A 15,584-nucleotide genomic window follows, 5' to 3' on the forward strand; every position below is an offset into this window, starting at 1 on the left:
CAACGGCGCCGTCCATGTGGCCGGCGCTCGCCCTGAGCCTGGCGGCTTTCCTCACCAATTTCGATGTGACCGCCGTGGTGGTGGCCTTGCCCACCATCGCGGACGAGCTTGGGCTTGGGATCGCCGGCCAGGCCTGGATGATGGACGGCTACAGCCTCGCCTTCACGGCGGCGCTTCTGGTCGCGGGCGCTCTCGCCGACAGCCTGGGCCGTCGCCGAGCGATGCTCGGCGGCAACCTCGTTTTTGCCGCCGCATCGGTCGTGTGCGCGCTGTCGGCCGACGGCCTGACCCTCGGGCTCGCGCGGGTGTTGCAGGGACTGGGCGCGGCTTTCGTGATGACCGGCGGCATTGCGCTGATTGCCGCTCTCTATCCGCAGGCCGCCTTGCGCACGCGCGTGTTGGGGGGGCTCGGCGTCGTCTCGGGCGTTGCGATGGCGGTCGGACCGAGCATCGGTGGCGGCATTTCCGCGTGGATCGGTTGGCGCTGGATCTTCGCCGCCAATCTGCCGGCGTGCCTGCTGGCGGCCTGGAGCATTCCCCGGCTCGTTCCCGAAATGCGCAGTTCGGCGCGGCGTCCGCTCGATTATCTCGGGATGGGTCTTCTTAGCGCGGCGCTCTGCATGCTGATTGCAACCCTGCTGCACGGTCACGGCGGACCGGAACTGATCCTGGGGGTCGTGCTGGCGGCGCTTTTTGGGGCGACCTTCCTCTGGCAGCAGCGGCGCCGCACGCAGCCGATCTTCGATCCAGCGATCTTCCTCAACCGCGCGATGGTTGCCGTCGCGCTGCTGTTGAATGCCGTATCGCTCGGCTACTGGGCCGTGCTGGTCTTCCTGCCGGGTTTTCTCCGTGCGACGTTCGGCTGGACTGCCTCCGAATGCGGGTTTGCGATGCTCGCGGCGACGTTGCCGATGCTGGTCTTGCCGCCGCTCGGTGCAAGACTGGTCGTCCGGTGGGGATGGCGGCGGCACTTCACGGTCGCGCTGGCTATCATCGCCCTGGGCAATCTTGTCTTCGTCGGCGCGCTGGCCATGCCCGATCCGGCGCTCCGGTCGTGGCTCGTGCACATCGCAATGGCCGTGATCGGAAGCGGAGCCGCGCTGGCCCATCCGCAATTGTCGGGGGCCGTGGTTGCGCTGGTCCCGGCCGATCAGGCTGGGATGGCCGCGGCTGTGACGGTCGTCATGCGCCAAGCCGGCTTTGCGATCGGCATCGCGGTGCTCGGCGCGGTGTTGGGGAGATCAGGCGAAGTACCGAACTACGCGTGGGTATTCTGGGTCGCTGCGCCGGTCTGCGCGGCGGCGAGCGCATCGGCACTCCTGCTGCTGCCCTCGGCCACGGTCGCGCCGACCTGCGGGGAGAAGCAGCAGCAAGTTGCCTGATGGCGGAGACGGCCTGTCGATCAGTTGCGAACGCTGCCGACGGTCGCCGGCACGGCGAGAGCGGCGCTGCGACGATGCTGGGTGAGCACAGAGAGCTGGACCGGGGTGGCGGTGCTGTCCGCATTGATCGCAACGGTCTGCTGCGCGGCGGATGCACCGACGACGGAGAGCTGGTGCGGGGTGGCCGGCAGCGCGCCGACTTCGTAGCTCGGCAGCTCGCCGGCAACAGCCGCGCCGCTCAGCAGCGCGAGGGCAAGAAGAGAGCCGGGAATGATGTGCTTGATGGTCATCGGGAGGTCCTTCTGTGACGATGATCGATTGCATCACCTGCAATCGCTTTCGCTTCCTTGGACACTCCCTAGCGTTGTCAGCTTTATATGCGCTGCAGCATGATTTGACAATTCATGGATTGGTGATGCGGTTAAAATGGCAGTTCACGTGCCGCCTTGATGCGGAAGGTGAATGATGTGATTTGCGATCTGAAATGAGATTGGAATGGAGTTGCGTGCGAGTGCGCTGGATTGAAACAAAATCCTGATGATGCGCTGATCGAGAGCCGATGAAGGCAGGGCTTTGGCAACGGCTTTGCTCGGGCGGCGATTCGCCCATGGGCAATGCGACTGCAATCTTCGAGCGTTCGCAAAACCATTGATTAATGGCCTGCCGCGCGGCCGCAGTCTCGTCAGTCCACGAACTGATCGCGCGTGTAGCCCTGGGCATAGAGCAGGGCGGTGAGGTCGCCGTGGTCGATGCGGGCCGAGGCGGCGGCCGAGACCGCGGGCTTGGCGTGATAGGCGACGCCGAGGCCGGCGGCCTCGATCATGCCGAGGTCGTTGGCGCCGTCGCCGACCGCGAGCGTGTCGATCGCGTCGAGATCGAACGCTTCGCGCAGCTCGATCAGGGTGGCGAGCTTGGCGTCGCGGCCGATGATCGGCTCGCGCACCTCGCCGGTGAGCTTGCCGCCGTCGACGACGAGCTCGTTGGCGCGGTTCTCCTGGAAGCCGATCTTGGCCGCGATGGCGCTGGTGAACAGCGTGAAGCCGCCGGAGATCAGGCAGGTATAGGCGCCGTTGGCGCGCATGGTCATCACCAGATGACGGCCGCCCGGCGTCAGCTTGATGCGCTTGGTCAGGACTTCGTCGACGACGCTCACCGGCAGGTCCTTCAGCAATGCAACGCGTTCGCGCAACGCCGGCTCGAATGCGATCTCACCGCGCATGGCGCGCTCGGTGATGGCGGCGACGCGGGGCTTCAGCCCGGCGAAGTCGGCGAGCTCGTCGATACATTCCTGGCCGATCATGGTCGAGTCCATGTCGGCGAGAAAAAGCTTCTTGCGCCGGACCGCTTCCGCCTGCACGACGATGTCGATCGGCATGTCGCCGCGCAGGTCGCGCAGGCGCGCCTCGAGCTTGTGGACCTCGCCGTCATGGGCGAACGGGATGTCGATCGCGACCTCGTCGAACAGCCAGCGCGGCGTGCCCGGCGACGGCAGCACGGCCAGGAAGGCCTCCACGATCGTGGTATCAAGCGCGGGATCGGCGGGATTGCAGATGAAGGTGGCGACGAGAGACATCAGGTGACTTTGCCAGGGATCAACAAAGCGGTGCTTATCGCAGGGCCGACCGCCAGCGGCAAGTCGGCGCTGGCGATGGAACTTGCGCAAAAAGCGGGCGGGGTCGTCATCAATACCGATTCCATGCAGGTCTACGGCGATCTGAGGGTGCTGACGGCAAGGCCGACCTGCGACGAGGAGGCCGCCGTGCCGCACCGGCTCTACGGCCATGTTGATGCCAGCGTGAACTACTCGGCCGGCCATTTTGTCCGGGATGCCGCCGAGATCCTGGGCGAGGTGCAGCGGGCCGGGCGGCTGCCGATCTTCATCGGCGGCACCGGCTTGTATTTCAAGGCGCTGACATCAGGGCTGTCCGCGGTGCCGCCCGTGCCGGATGAGGTGCGCGACGCGGTGCGCCTCAGGCTCGATCGCGACGGCGTCGAGGCCTTGCATGCCGAGCTGGCGCGACGCGATCCGGCGGCGGCCGCGCGGCTGAACGTCCGCGACCGCACCCGCGTGGCCCGCGCGCTGGAGGTGATCGAGGCCACCGGTCGGCCATTGGCCGACTGGCACGCGGAGACGACGCCACCGCTGCTGCCGGCGGGCAGCTATCGGGCGCTGTTCATCGCTCCCGAGCGCGAGGCGCTGTATCAGCGGATCGACGCGCGGTTCGATCTGATGCTGGACCGCGGCGCGTTGCAGGAGGTCGAGCGGCTGGCGGCACGCGGCCTCGATCCGCTGCTGCCGGCGATGAAGGCCCACGGCGTGCCGGCGTTGATGCGCTATATCAGAGGGGAGATCACGCGGGAGCAGGCGGCCACCATCGGCAAGGCCGACACCCGCCATTACGCCAAGCGGCAGTTCACCTGGTTCCGGCACCAGTTGCCGGAGTTCGAGTGGATGAGCCCCGAGGCGGCGCGGGCGTGGGTGGCATCCCTCTGATCGTCATCGCGAGGAGCGCAGCGACGAAGCGATCCCGAGTTGTCGAGTGGGGCCCCTGGATTGCTTCGCTTCGCTCGCAATGACGGCGTGATGGCCAAATTACCGCTCGCCGAACGGAAAATTCCGCGTTAACATTCATAAATCGCGCAGCAGAGCCGGCTTTGCCTTGACATCGAGGCAACCATGGCTATGTTTCGCGCAACCTTTGGGAAGCTTGCTCGGCATCATGCGCAACTTTATTGCCCTCCTTATCGTAGTCGTACCCAGGCGCATCGCCGGGGATGGCTAGCGGCCATCCATGATCCGAGCGGTGCGCAGGGCCTTCCAGGGCCCTTTTTTATTGCCCGAAGCGACCCGACCACGCTGAACCAACAGAAAACCAGCCGACCGAACCGACCGACCAAAACGACAAGCCGCTGAGACCCAGCGATCCGGAGCCCACCATGACCGACAAGAGCCACGATCCGAACCAGATGACCGGCGCCGCGATGATCGTGCGCGCGCTCATCGACCACGGCGTGCAGCACATCTTCGGCTATCCGGGCGGCGCGGTGCTTCCGATCTATGACGAGATCTTCCAGCAGAGCGAGGTCGAGCACATCCTGGTCCGCCACGAGCAGGGCGCCGGCCACGCCGCCGAAGGCTATGCGCGCTCGACCGGCAAGCCGGGCGTCGTGCTGGTGACCTCGGGCCCCGGCGCGACCAACATGGTGACGCCGCTGGCGGACGCACTGATGGATTCGATTCCCCTGGTCTGCATCACCGGCCAGGTGCCGACGCACCTGATCGGCAACGATGCGTTCCAGGAATGCGACACGGTCGGCATCACCCGGCCCTGCACCAAGCACAATTGGCTGGTCCGCGATGTCAACGACCTCGCCAAGGTGCTGCACGAGGCGTTCTACGTCGCCACCACGGGCCGGCCGGGGCCGGTCGTGGTCGACGTGCCGAAGGACGTGCAGTTCGCGACCGGCACCTATCATCCGCCGCGCAAGTCGGACGTCCACGTGTCCTATTCGCCGCGCGTCAAGGGCGACGCGATGCAGATCCGCAAGGCCGTGGCGCTGCTGGCCTCGGCCAAGCGGCCGGTGATCTATTCCGGCGGCGGCGTCGTCAACTCCGGGCCCGACGCCTCGAAGCTGCTGCGCGAGCTGGTCGAGGTCACGGGCTTCCCGATCACCTCGACCCTGATGGGGCTCGGCGCCTATCCGGCCTCGGGCAAGAATTGGCTGGGCATGCTCGGCATGCACGGCACCTACGAGGCCAACATGGCGATGCATGATTGCGACGTCATGCTGTGCGTCGGCGCGCGCTTCGACGACCGCATCACCGGGCGCACCGACGCGTTCTCGCCCGGCTCGAAGAAGATCCACATCGACATCGATCCGTCCTCGATCAACAAGAACATCCGCGTCGACGTGCCGATCATCGGCGATTGCGGCGACGTGCTCGCCGACATCCTGCAGGTGTTCAGGGCCGAGGCGAAGAAGCCGGACATCAAGTCGTGGTGGCAGGAGATTGCCGTCTGGCGCGCGCGCAACTCGCTCGCCTACAAGCCGAACCGCGACGTGATCATGCCGCAATATGCGATCCAGCGGCTGTTCGAGCTGACGCGCGGCCGCGACACCTACATCACGACCGAGGTCGGCCAGCACCAGATGTGGGCGGCGCAGTTCTACGGCTTCGAGGAGCCGCACCGCTGGATGACCTCGGGCGGCCTCGGCACCATGGGCTATGGCCTGCCGGCGGCGATCGGCGTGCAGGTGGCGCATCCCGACAGCCTGGTCATCGACATCGGCGGCGACGCCTCGGTGCAGATGACGATGCAGGAGATGTCGACGGCCGTGCAGTACGAGCTGCCGGTCAAGATCTTCATCCTCAACAACCAGTACATGGGCATGGTGCGGCAGTGGCAGCAGCTGCTGCACGGCAACCGGCTGTCGCATTCCTACTCGGAGGCGCTGCCGGACTTCGTCAAGCTCGCCGAAGCCTATGGCGGCGTTGGTCTGCAGGTCAGCAAGCCCGGCGACCTCGACGGCGCGATCAAGGAGATGATCTCGGTCAAGAAGCCGGTGCTGTTCGACTGCCGCGTCGCCGCGCTGGAAAACTGCTTCCCGATGATCCCCTCGGGCAAGGCGCACAACGAGATGATCCTGCCGGCCGAGGCATCCGATCCGGCCGCGGCGTTCGCGGGTGGCAAGGCGCTGGTGTGAGTTCGGCAGGAGTGATGGTGCGGTGATGGCACGCGCGTTCGGCAGTCTGGCTCTCAACCTCTCCCCGCTTGCGGGGGTGCGACGAGCTTCGCTCGCGCTGAGAGGTCGGATCGCATCGCCAGATGCGATCCGGGTGAGGGGGTACAGGTCTCACCACGCGCACTTCCCGTGCGTCTGCCCCTCACCCCGACCCTCTCCCCGTAAGAACGGGGAGAGGGAGCGCAGCGGCGCCTGGAGCTGTCCGCTTCTGACAAATGAGCAATTCCATGTTCACGCTCGCTGAGCTCGAAGCCGCCCACGCCATCGTCGCCGCCGCGGTGCCGGCGACGCCCGCGCATGCGTGGCCGTTGCTGGCGCAGCGGCTGGGGACGCACGTCGTCGTCAAGCACGAGAACCACACCCCAGCCGGGGCCTTCAAGGTGCGCGGCGGGCTGGTCTATGTCGACAGCCTCAAGCGCACGCAGCCCGATGTCCGCGGCCTGATCACCGCGACCCGCGGCAATCATGGCCAGAGCATCGCCTTCGCCGGCCGTCGCAACGGGCTGCCGGTGATGATCTACGTGCCCCAGGGCAACTCGGTCGAGAAGAACCGCGCGATGGCGGCGTTCGGCGCCGAGCTGATCGAGCACGGCAGCGACTTCCAGGAGGCGCGCGAGGAAGCCGGGCGTCACGCCACGCGCGACGGCCTGCACATGGTGCCGTCGTTTCATCGCGATCTCGTGCGCGGCGTCGCGACCTACGCGCTGGAGCTGTTGCGCAGCGCCCCCGATCTCGACATGCTCTACGTCTCGATCGGCCAGGGCTCCGGAATCTGCGGCTGCATCCTGGCGCGCGATCTCCTCGGTTTGAAGACCGAGATCGTCGGCGTGCAGTCGACCGAGGCGCCGTCCTACGCGCTGTCGTTCGCTGCGCGCACGGTGGTGACCACCAACAGCGCCGACACCCACGCCGATGGTCTTGCCACGCGCAGCCCGGATGCGGATGCGCTCGCGATCATCCTGAAAGGCGCCTCGCGGATCGTGCAGGTCAGCGACGCCGAGATCGCCGAGGCCGTGCGCATCCTGTGGACCGACACGCATAATCTCGCCGAAGGCGCTGGTGCGGCGTCGCTCGCAGCCGCCTTGCAGGAAAAGGGCAGGCTGGCCGGCAAGCGCGTCGGTCTGGTGCTGACCGGCGGCAACATCGATCTCGATTTGTTCAGGCGCTGGGTGCTGCCGGCAGCAACCGAAGAAATGGCGGAGTTGTCGTAATGGGCACTCCGCTCACTCCACATACCGCCGTCATGCCCGGGCTTGACCCGCCTGCGCGGCCGAAGCCGCTTCGGCGCGGCGAAGGCCCGGGCATCCACGAGCCGCGCCTGCGATGCTCGACGTGGATGGCCGGGACAAGCCCGGCCATGACGACTTGGCCAACACGGGGACACCAATGAACCAGCCAGCCTCCGCCTATTTCATCGAAGACCGCCACGATCCGAACGAAACGCACACGCTTGCCGTGCTGGTGCAGAACGAGCCCGGCGTGCTCGCGCGGGTCATCGGCCTGTTCTCGGGGCGCGGCTACAACATCGAGAGCCTCACCGTCTCCGAGACCGAGAGCCAGAAGCACCTGTCGCGCATCACCATCGTCACGACCGGCACGCCGATGGTGATCCAGCAGATCAAGCATCAGCTCGACCGCATGATCCCGGTCTATCGCGTCGTCGACATGACGCTGACGAAACGCGCGATCGAGCGCGAGCTGGCGATGGTCAAGGTGCGCGGCATCGGCGAGCCGCGGGTCGAGGCGCTGCGGCTGGCGGATGCGTTCCGCGCCCGCGTGATCGACGCCACGACCGAGAGCTTCGTGTTCGAGATCACAGGCAACACCGACAAGATCACGCAATTCATCGATCTGATGCGTCCGCTGGGCCTGGTGGAAGTCGCCAGGACCGGCATTGCGGCGATCGGGCGGGGACCGGAAGGGATGTGAGCCATGCTGGCGCGCGACTGGTACTACAACGAACGCAACCGGATCGGTCTCGATCATGCCGTGGCCTCGATCTACGGTTCGGGCGACGATGCCGACGAGCGTGCGCGCGCCGCGTTGAAGATGCTCGGTGTCAAGCCGGGCTGGCGGGTGGCCGACATCGGCTGCGGCAATGGCGTGCTGGCGACGGAAGCGGCGCTGATGGGGGCCGTGGTGGACGCCATCGACATCTCGCCGGCGATGCTGGCGCTGACCAAGATCTACACCCGCGACCGCCGTACCGCGGTGCGGATGCATTCGGCGGGGCTGCTGTCGTTCGCCTATGAGGCTGCCACCTATGACCTGATCGCCAGCGAGTTCACGCTGCATCACCTGCCAGACTTCTGGAAGGCGGTGGCGCTGGCGCGGATCTTCGCGGCGCTGAAGCCGGGCGCGCAGTTCTTCCTGCGCGACATCGTCTATGTCTCCATGCCCGACGGCGCGGAGCGCTCGGTTGAGCAATGGGCGGATTTCAACATCAAGAACCACGACCTCGCCCGCGACAGCGTCATCACCCACATGCGCGACGAGAACTCCACCTTCGCCTGGGTGATGGAGCGCATGCTGACCGAGGTCGGCTTCGTCACGGTGTCCGCCGACTATCACGCCCCGATGCACGCGACCTACGTGCTGCAGAAGCCGGCGGGGCAGGGCTAGCTATGAGCGGCAGATTGGTGAGTCTCACTTTCGCGCAGGCGACGGTGCGCTCCCTCTCCCCGTTCTTACGGGGAGAGGGTCGGGGTGAGGGGCAGCCGCACGGGGAGCGTTCGCCGTTAGACCTGTACCCCCTCACCCGGATTGCATCTGGCGATGCAATCCGACCTCTTCCCGCAAGCGGGGCGAGGTTGCACTGCCCGCGCCGCGACGGGCGCGGCCGCCATGCGCAGGTGACCGCAAGTCAGTGCTTGCTTGCGGCGAGAACGTCCTGATGTCCCAGCAGCTCCTCATCGCTTTCGTCACCTTCGCCTTCGTGATGGCGTTCACGCCGGGGCCGAACAACATCATGCTGCTGTCGTCGGGCGTGACCCATGGCTTCCGCCGCACGGTGCCGCACATGATGGGCGTCAGCTTCGGCTTCGCCTTCATGGTCGGCGTGGTCGGCTTCGGGCTGGCCACGGTGTTCATCCGCTACCCGGTCCTGCAAGACGTTCTGAAATATCTAGGCGCGGCCTATCTGATCTACCTGGCGGTTGCGATCGCCTTGTCCGGATCGACCAAGCCTGAGGACACCACGCCGCGCGGCCCGATGTCGTTCTGGGGCGCGGCGCTGTTCCAGTGGGTCAACGCCAAGGGCTGGGTGATGGTGATCAGCACCATCACCGCCTATGCCGCGATTGCCAGCTTTCCGGCCAATGTCGGGCTGCAGGTCGCGATCAGCTTCGTGATGGCGATCGGCTCGACCGTCACCTGGACCCTGTTCGGCACCGCACTGCGGCCGCTGCTGAGCTCCGACCGTGCGGTCCGCGCCTTCAACATCCTGATGGCCGCGCTGCTGCTCGCCTCGCTCTATCCCGTCTTCATGGACGCATGAAGGACGCCGCCGCCATGCGAGATCGGGGTTTCCAACGGGACCCAAAATGCTCTAGACACGGGCCGGATTTCGTCCGGGCGCAGCCGCCCGTGCCTCACCCAAGCGTCTGACTTTTCAGCCAATTCCGGCCATCTCAAAGAGGAAACGACAATGCGTGTCTACTACGATCGCGACGCCGATCTGAACCTGATCAAGGGCAAGAAGGTCGTCATCGTCGGCTATGGCAGCCAGGGCCACGCCCACGCGCTCAACCTGAAGGATTCCGGCGTCAAGGACGTCGCGATCGCGCTGCGCAAGGGCTCGGCCTCGGCCAAGAAGGCCGAAGGCGCCGGCTTCAAGGTGATGGAAGTCGCCGAGGCCGCGAAGTGGGCCGACCTCGTGATGATGCTGACCCCGGACGAGCTGCAGGGCGACATCTACCGCGAGCACCTGCACGACAACATGAAGCAGGGCGCCGCACTGGTGTTCGCCCACGGCCTGAACGTCCACTTCAACCTGCTCGACCCGCGCGCCGATCTCGACGTGCTGATGATCGCGCCGAAAGGCCCCGGCCACACCGTCCGCTCCGAGTACCAGCGCGGCGGCGGCGTGCCCTGCCTGATCGCGATCGCCAAGGATTCCTCGGGCAACGCCCATGACCTCGGCCTGTCCTACGCCTCGGCGATCGGCGGCGGCCGCGCCGGCATCATCGAGACGACCTTCAAGGAAGAGTGCGAGACCGACCTGTTCGGCGAGCAGGCGGTGCTGTGCGGCGGCCTGGTCGAACTGATCAAGGCCGGCTACGAGACGCTGACCGAGGCCGGCTACGCGCCGGAGATGGCCTATTTCGAGTGCCTCCACGAGGTCAAGCTGATCGTCGACCTGATCTATGAAGGCGGGATCGCCAACATGAACTACTCGATCTCCAACACCGCCGAGTACGGCGAGTACGTCACCGGCCCGCGCATCATCACGCCGGAGACCAAGGCCGAGATGAAGCGCGTGCTCGACGACATCCAGTCCGGCCGCTTCGCGCGCGACTGGATGCTGGAGAACAAGGTCAACCAGACCTCGTTCAAGGCGACCCGCGCCAAGCTTGCCCAGCACCCGATCGAGGAAGTCGGTGCCCGCCTGCGCGACATGATGCCCTGGATCAAGAAGGGCGCGCTGGTCGACAAGAGCAAGAACTGAGCTTGCGACGACGATCGGATATGAGAACGGCGGGCCGAGGCCCGCCGTTTTTGTTTGGTGGCTAGGAGATGGTCGCCGGTCAGGAGGCCGCGCGGCGCGAGACCAGTGGGGTCAGCAGGCGGACGATCTCACTGACCGCGACGAGGCCGACCAGCCAAGCGGCGCTGGTCAGGCCGAGGCGGGCGACGATCGGGAGCGCGAAGCTTGCGGCCCCGCCGAGTGCGGGCGTGGCGGCCAGCAGCACCAGCTCATAGGCGGCGTAGGCACTGAGGAGCGCGACGGCAAACGCGGCCGGCGCTGGTGCCGTGCGCAAGGCCGCCAGCGCCATGCGGGCTATGACGGTGGCGCTGAGCGCCGCGACGCCGATCATGGCGCCCCAGGCCAGCGTGTTGGCATCGACCGGATAGTGCAGCGCGCCGAAGCCGACGCCCTGGTTGACCAGCCAGGCGCCGAGCATCACCGGCAGCGCCATGCGCAGCGGCAGCATGGCGGCGGCGATCACGGCGAAGGCCGCAAACGGCGTCGCGCAGGCGAACACGAAGCTCGCCAGCGCGCAGGCCGCTGTCAGCAGCGCGAAGCAGAACGCAGCGGCATGCCGTTGCGGAACGGGCGCGAGGCGAGCCCCGGAACCAGATCGGGCGAGAACGTCGAGAGTCATGGAACATCTCCTTCTATTGCGATTGTAGTCCATTTCGGCAGCTTCTGTCAGCCGCCGGGAGGTTGGTCGGCAGCGTCACTGCACACCGGAGCTCGCAACCCGGAGGCCGCCGAACACGCCGAAGCCCGGCGCGAGGAATCCGGTCGGGTTCTGGTAGTGACGGTTGAACAGGTTATCGATCCGGCCGAACAGCTTGACCTGGTTGGACAGCGCGTAGTCGCTGCGCAGGTTGACGACCGTATAGCCGGGCGCGACCAGGCCGGTGGTCATGCCGTCGCGGCTGACATCGAGCCAGTCGCTGATCCTCAGCACGGTGGCCGACAGGCGCAGCGCATCGACCGGCTGCCAGGTCGCGGTGGCGCTCCATTTTTCCTTCGGCCGCCGCAATAGCTGCTGGCCGGTGGCCGCATCGACCGCGCGGGTGAAGGTGTAGTCTGCACGCAGCGAGATCCGGTCGGTGAGATCAGCCGTCACGAAGCTCTCGGTGCCTTCGGTGGTCGCGAGGCCGACATTGGCGTAGGAGGTGAAGGTCGCGTTGAAATTGATCAGGTTGGTGATGCTGTTGTGGAAGTAGGTCGCGCCGAAGCGGATGCGATCCGAAAACAGCGGCTGTTCGAAGCCGGCGTCGTAGCCGGTGCTCTGCTCCGGCTTCAGGTTGGGATTGGCGAAGAAGTTGAAGGCCGGAAAATCCTGGTGCAGCTGGCTCAAGGTCGGCGCCTTGAAGCCGGTGCCGTAGCTCGCCTTCAGCTTGGTCCCGGTGACCGGCAGGATCACCGCCGGCGCGATCCGGAAGGTGCCATGGCCGCCGAATTGCTCGTTGACGTCGTTGCGCAGGCTCGCCACCACGAACCAGCGTTTGGCGAACTCCGTCTGCAACTCGATGAAGCCGGCCTTGTTGCCGTTCTCGGCGGAAAGATCAGTTGTTTTCAGCCGCTCGGTCTGCTGCTCCAGCCCGACGACGAGATTGTTGTGCGGCGCCAGTTCGGTCACCGCGTGCCAGTCATATTTGATGCGTTCCCCCGTGGCGACCGCGGCCACGGGATTGCCGGCCGTCAGATCCGACGACCAGTTGTTCACGTAGTTGACGCCGAAATAGTTCCTGATGCGGCCGCCGAGCAGCGACCACACGGCTTCCTCGCGCGTCGCCAGCTGGTGGACCGTGTGGTTGCTCCTGATAGCATCGGGAGCGCTCGGAAAGCCGCTGTCGCCGGTGAACAGCAGCGTGGCGTCGGCGTATCGAATCACCGAGTTCAACGTCCAGGCCTCGTTGAGATCGACGCCGAGCTTGGACGAGGCGGTCACGTTGTCGTAGGCGTTGCCGATCGCCTTCTGCCCGGCCGGGAGCAGCTGCCACGGCGTCACCGGCACGTCGCCGGCGTGCAGGTGCGCGACATTGACCGCGTAGTTGACATTACTATGTGAGCCGCTGACGCCGGCCGACTGGTTGAAGGTCTTGAACGACCCGCTCTCGACCGAGGCGGTCGCCCGCGCCGGGCCGTCGCCCTTGCGCGTGATCACCGAGATCACGCCGCCGATCGCATCGGAGCCGTACAGCCCGCTCTGCGGCCCGCGCAGCACCTCGAGCTGCTGGATGTCGGCGGCGAGCAGATGCGCGAAATCGAACGCACCGTTGCTGTTGGTGACGTCGCCGACGTCGATGCCGTCGATGATGAGCTTGGTGTGGTTGGCATTGGTGCCGCGCATGAAGACGTTGGTCTGGCCGCCCGGGCCGCCGGCCTGCACGACGTTCAATCCGGGGACGGTGCTCAGGATGTCCGGCACCGTGCGGGCCTGCTGCGCGGCGATGTCCTTGTCGGTCACCACCGTGATCGCATTCGCGACGTTGGCGACCGGCGTCACGATGCCGGCCGGGCTGACCGCGACGGGCGGGCTGGCCGGCGATTCCGGCTTTGCCGCCGGCATCTGTTGATGCGCGGCGTTGCCGGCTCTGCGGGGGATGGCCGGTTTCGGAGCGATCGGCCGGTGCGGCGGGTCGACCTCGACCGGCGGCAGCAGATCGGGCGAGGCGGATTGCTGCGCCGTTGCGGGGGAGGGACCGAGCAGCGCGAACGACGAGAGGAGGCATAACGACGACAGAAGGGCGCGACGGCGCCTGGCATGGGGAACGGGAGACACGAGTGACCTCGGCATGACGTCAGTGGCACGTCACCGCGAACGAGGTCTCATGCACGCCTTTGCAGGCCTGCCTGAAAACGATGCCAATAACGCCCCGACCGGCATCCTCGCGTGTGACCACGGCTGACGGCAGGTCTCCTGGCTCGCGGGTCGTCACCTCCACGTCGCCTTCCCGGGACCGAGATTTCCCAGTGGCCTCTGACGCGAGATTCGCCGCTTACAGTTGCGGGGGCAGCTGCGGCCTTCGGTCACGTCCCTTGCGAGACGTCTCCGGCACCGCATTCCCTATTGAGCCCCGGTCGAGGGGCACCGTCGCCGTCACCGTAGGAGTGCGGGCGCACCAAAGTCAATCCGGCGCCCGGCGATCTCCTGGCGATAACGCGCTGGAGTGGATTGCGTGTGGCGAACTCTCTCGGCCGCCGCGTTCGGCGTGAGATACCCGGCGCCCGCGACGCCCCACAGCTGTCGTTCGCAGGGACGACAGCGGGATGTGAGGCGCGAATCAATTCCGGCACGGATCGCTTGCGAGCGCCGCTTACTTCTCGACCTTGTTGTGCACCATCCAGAACCTCAGCGTGCGCTGGGCGGTGTCGAGGGACAGGCGGGAATAGTCGCGCTCGGCGAGCTTCAGCGTCTCGGTGTCGATGGCGTGCTTGATGGGGCGGTGGGTGAGAATCTTCGCGACCACCGACCAGGCCAGCCCGGCGGCGCGGCAAGGGATCAGCACGATGTCGGTGCGCGGGCCTTCCATCACCTTGGCGATCATCTCGGTCGGGACGTTGTTGAGCAGGCCGAGCGCGGCTGACACCTCGCCGAAGCGGCGGGTCTCGGCGAAGAAGGCGATGGCGGCATCGTTGAGCTCGTTCAGCCCCTTCATGCGCTTGACGGCCTCTTCGGCCAGCGTGAAGTCGCGCCCGACCAGGCCGCCGTCGCTGCGCGCAACGTCGGCGATCGCCTTGAGGATCTTCTTGATCTCCTGCTGCAGCGCCGGCGGCGCCGAGGCCATCAGCTTGGCGCGCACGGCTTCGGTCGCGCGGCGCAGCAGGTCGCGCAGATGCTTGGTGGGCAGGTCGACGCGCAGCCCGATGATCTCGGACAATTCGTCGTCGTCCTCGGCATGCGCCATCATCCCGGAATAGCCGGTCTCGGAGAAGCGCGCGGTCTGGTTGTTGGCGAGTTTGCGGATCACCCGGCGCTCGCCGCGGTCGACGATGATGTCGGTCACCGCCTCGGTCAGATGCGGGCGGCTGGAGATCGCCATCAGGTGATCCTGGCCCTTGGTCGCCGCGACCTCCACCAGCGTATGCTCGGTGAGCCGGCTCGAGTGCATCAGCACGTTCTCGGCCACCGAGATTTCGTCGTCGCGGGCGAGCTGCTGGATCAATTCGACGGGCGCATAGTCGACCGGCGCGAGATGCTTGCTGAGCTCGGCCCGCGCGCGGGTCTCGACCCGCGAGACCAGTATGCACAGCACGTTGTCGAACACCTTGATCTGGTCCTCGCTGAGGCGTTCGCCGTCATGCAGGAACAGGTTGGTGACCTGGCGCAGCGTGTTGACGCGCTTCGCCGAGGAGCCGCTGCGGACGGCCTCTTCGAGTTCGGTGATGATGGAGTTTTCTGAAAGCGGAAGCTGTTCTGGCTGTGACACGATCGCGCCCGTTGGTCCGGATTGCCGGAGCGACAGCAACGCGTGTGGGATCCGCTGCAAGGCTTTCGGCCGGGGCAGTTTTCGGCACGGGCGATAACAATGCGTTAGGGGCGGAGGGCGTAGTACTCCGGGGAAACACGGATACGGAAAATTAAGACGATACGCATAGAGGGGAAGACGGGTCGGAGCCCGGCGTTTCGGAGATTCGCCGGACAATCGATGGAATGAGGTGCGATCACCTCCTTGCAGACCCGGCGAAGACAGGCGAGCGAGGCGGAAAGGTTAACGATCTCATAAGGTCACAAACCTTCCTTCATCCAGTTTGGTCGCTGCCCTCGATCTCACGTC

13 protein-coding genes and 1 riboswitch are annotated in these 15,584 nt (G+C 66.3%); of the genes, 8 read left to right on the forward strand and 5 right to left on the reverse strand.

Features of this window, described 5'->3' with window-relative positions; translation table 11 throughout:
• The first annotated feature begins 14 nt into the window (after window positions 1–14).
• The gene (locus ACQR1H_RS07335; RefSeq protein WP_316239575.1) at window positions 15–1,382 is read left to right on the forward strand and encodes an MFS transporter; all 1,368 of its coding nucleotides are present in this window, start codon (window positions 15–17) and stop codon (window positions 1,380–1,382) included.
• Between the two features lie 20 nt (window positions 1,383–1,402).
• Here ACQR1H_RS07335 and ACQR1H_RS07340 read toward each other — a convergent pair whose 3' ends face one another.
• On the reverse strand, window positions 1,403–1,672 hold the full coding sequence (locus ACQR1H_RS07340) for a hypothetical protein (protein WP_316217063.1): 270 nt from the start codon (window positions 1,670–1,672) through the stop codon (window positions 1,403–1,405).
• A gap of 392 nt (window positions 1,673–2,064) precedes the next feature.
• Window positions 2,065–2,955, reverse strand: coding sequence for a phosphoserine phosphatase SerB (gene serB, locus ACQR1H_RS07345; protein ID WP_316239576.1), 891 nt, complete (start codon window positions 2,953–2,955; stop codon window positions 2,065–2,067).
• Window positions 2,956–2,958: 3 nt separating this feature from the next.
• Here serB and miaA point away from each other — a divergent pair, with 3 nt between their 5' ends.
• From miaA to ilvC, 7 genes are all read left to right on the forward strand, one after another.
• Entirely contained in the window at window positions 2,959–3,876 is a 918-nt protein-coding gene (miaA, locus tag ACQR1H_RS07350; protein ID WP_316239577.1) for a tRNA (adenosine(37)-N6)-dimethylallyltransferase MiaA, read from the forward strand.
• A 443-nt stretch (window positions 3,877–4,319) separates the two neighbouring features.
• On the forward strand, window positions 4,320–6,089 hold the full coding sequence (locus ACQR1H_RS07355) for an acetolactate synthase 3 large subunit (RefSeq protein WP_434907351.1): 1,770 nt from the start codon (window positions 4,320–4,322) through the stop codon (window positions 6,087–6,089).
• Between the two features lie 266 nt (window positions 6,090–6,355).
• The gene (locus ACQR1H_RS07360; protein ID WP_434907352.1) at window positions 6,356–7,339 is read left to right on the forward strand and encodes a threonine dehydratase; all 984 of its coding nucleotides are present in this window, start codon (window positions 6,356–6,358) and stop codon (window positions 7,337–7,339) included.
• Window positions 7,340–7,514: 175 nt separating this feature from the next.
• A complete protein-coding gene (gene ilvN / locus ACQR1H_RS07365) occupies window positions 7,515–8,057 on the forward strand; it encodes an acetolactate synthase small subunit (RefSeq protein WP_315805569.1) in 543 nt (180 codons plus the stop codon).
• Window positions 8,058–8,060: 3 nt separating this feature from the next.
• Window positions 8,061–8,750 carry a class I SAM-dependent methyltransferase gene (locus ACQR1H_RS07370; RefSeq protein ID WP_434894391.1) on the forward strand — a complete coding sequence of 230 codons (690 nt, stop codon included), beginning with the start codon at window positions 8,061–8,063 and terminating at the stop codon, window positions 8,748–8,750.
• Between the two features lie 271 nt (window positions 8,751–9,021).
• On the forward strand, window positions 9,022–9,624 hold the full coding sequence (locus ACQR1H_RS07375) for a LysE family translocator (protein ID WP_434880284.1): 603 nt from the start codon (window positions 9,022–9,024) through the stop codon (window positions 9,622–9,624).
• A 150-nt stretch (window positions 9,625–9,774) separates the two neighbouring features.
• Complete coding sequence (gene ilvC / locus ACQR1H_RS07380; RefSeq protein WP_315713342.1) at window positions 9,775–10,794, forward strand: ketol-acid reductoisomerase; 1,020 nt, start codon at window positions 9,775–9,777, stop codon at window positions 10,792–10,794.
• Window positions 10,795–10,873: 79 nt separating this feature from the next.
• Here ilvC and ACQR1H_RS07385 read toward each other — a convergent pair whose 3' ends face one another.
• The 3 genes from ACQR1H_RS07385 to ACQR1H_RS07395 all read right to left on the reverse strand — a co-directional run bounded on the left by ACQR1H_RS07385 (window position 10,874) and on the right by ACQR1H_RS07395 (window position 15,236).
• The gene (locus ACQR1H_RS07385; RefSeq protein WP_316239579.1) at window positions 10,874–11,452 is read right to left on the reverse strand and encodes a hypothetical protein; all 579 of its coding nucleotides are present in this window, start codon (window positions 11,450–11,452) and stop codon (window positions 10,874–10,876) included.
• A 75-nt stretch (window positions 11,453–11,527) separates the two neighbouring features.
• Window positions 11,528–13,588 (reverse strand): TonB-dependent receptor domain-containing protein, encoded by a 2,061-nt coding sequence (locus ACQR1H_RS07390; RefSeq protein WP_434907353.1) that lies wholly within the window; start codon window positions 13,586–13,588, stop codon window positions 11,528–11,530.
• A 111-nt stretch (window positions 13,589–13,699) separates the two neighbouring features.
• Window positions 13,700–13,917, reverse strand: a riboswitch (cobalamin riboswitch).
• Between the two features lie 206 nt (window positions 13,918–14,123).
• Entirely contained in the window at window positions 14,124–15,236 is a 1,113-nt protein-coding gene (locus ACQR1H_RS07395) for a DUF2336 domain-containing protein (protein ID WP_434880282.1), read from the reverse strand.
• Window positions 15,237–15,584 lie beyond the last annotated feature (348 nt).

The organism is Bradyrhizobium sp. HKCCYLRH2015 (assembly GCF_051168215.1).
Classification (GTDB): domain Bacteria; phylum Pseudomonadota; class Alphaproteobacteria; order Rhizobiales; family Xanthobacteraceae; genus Bradyrhizobium.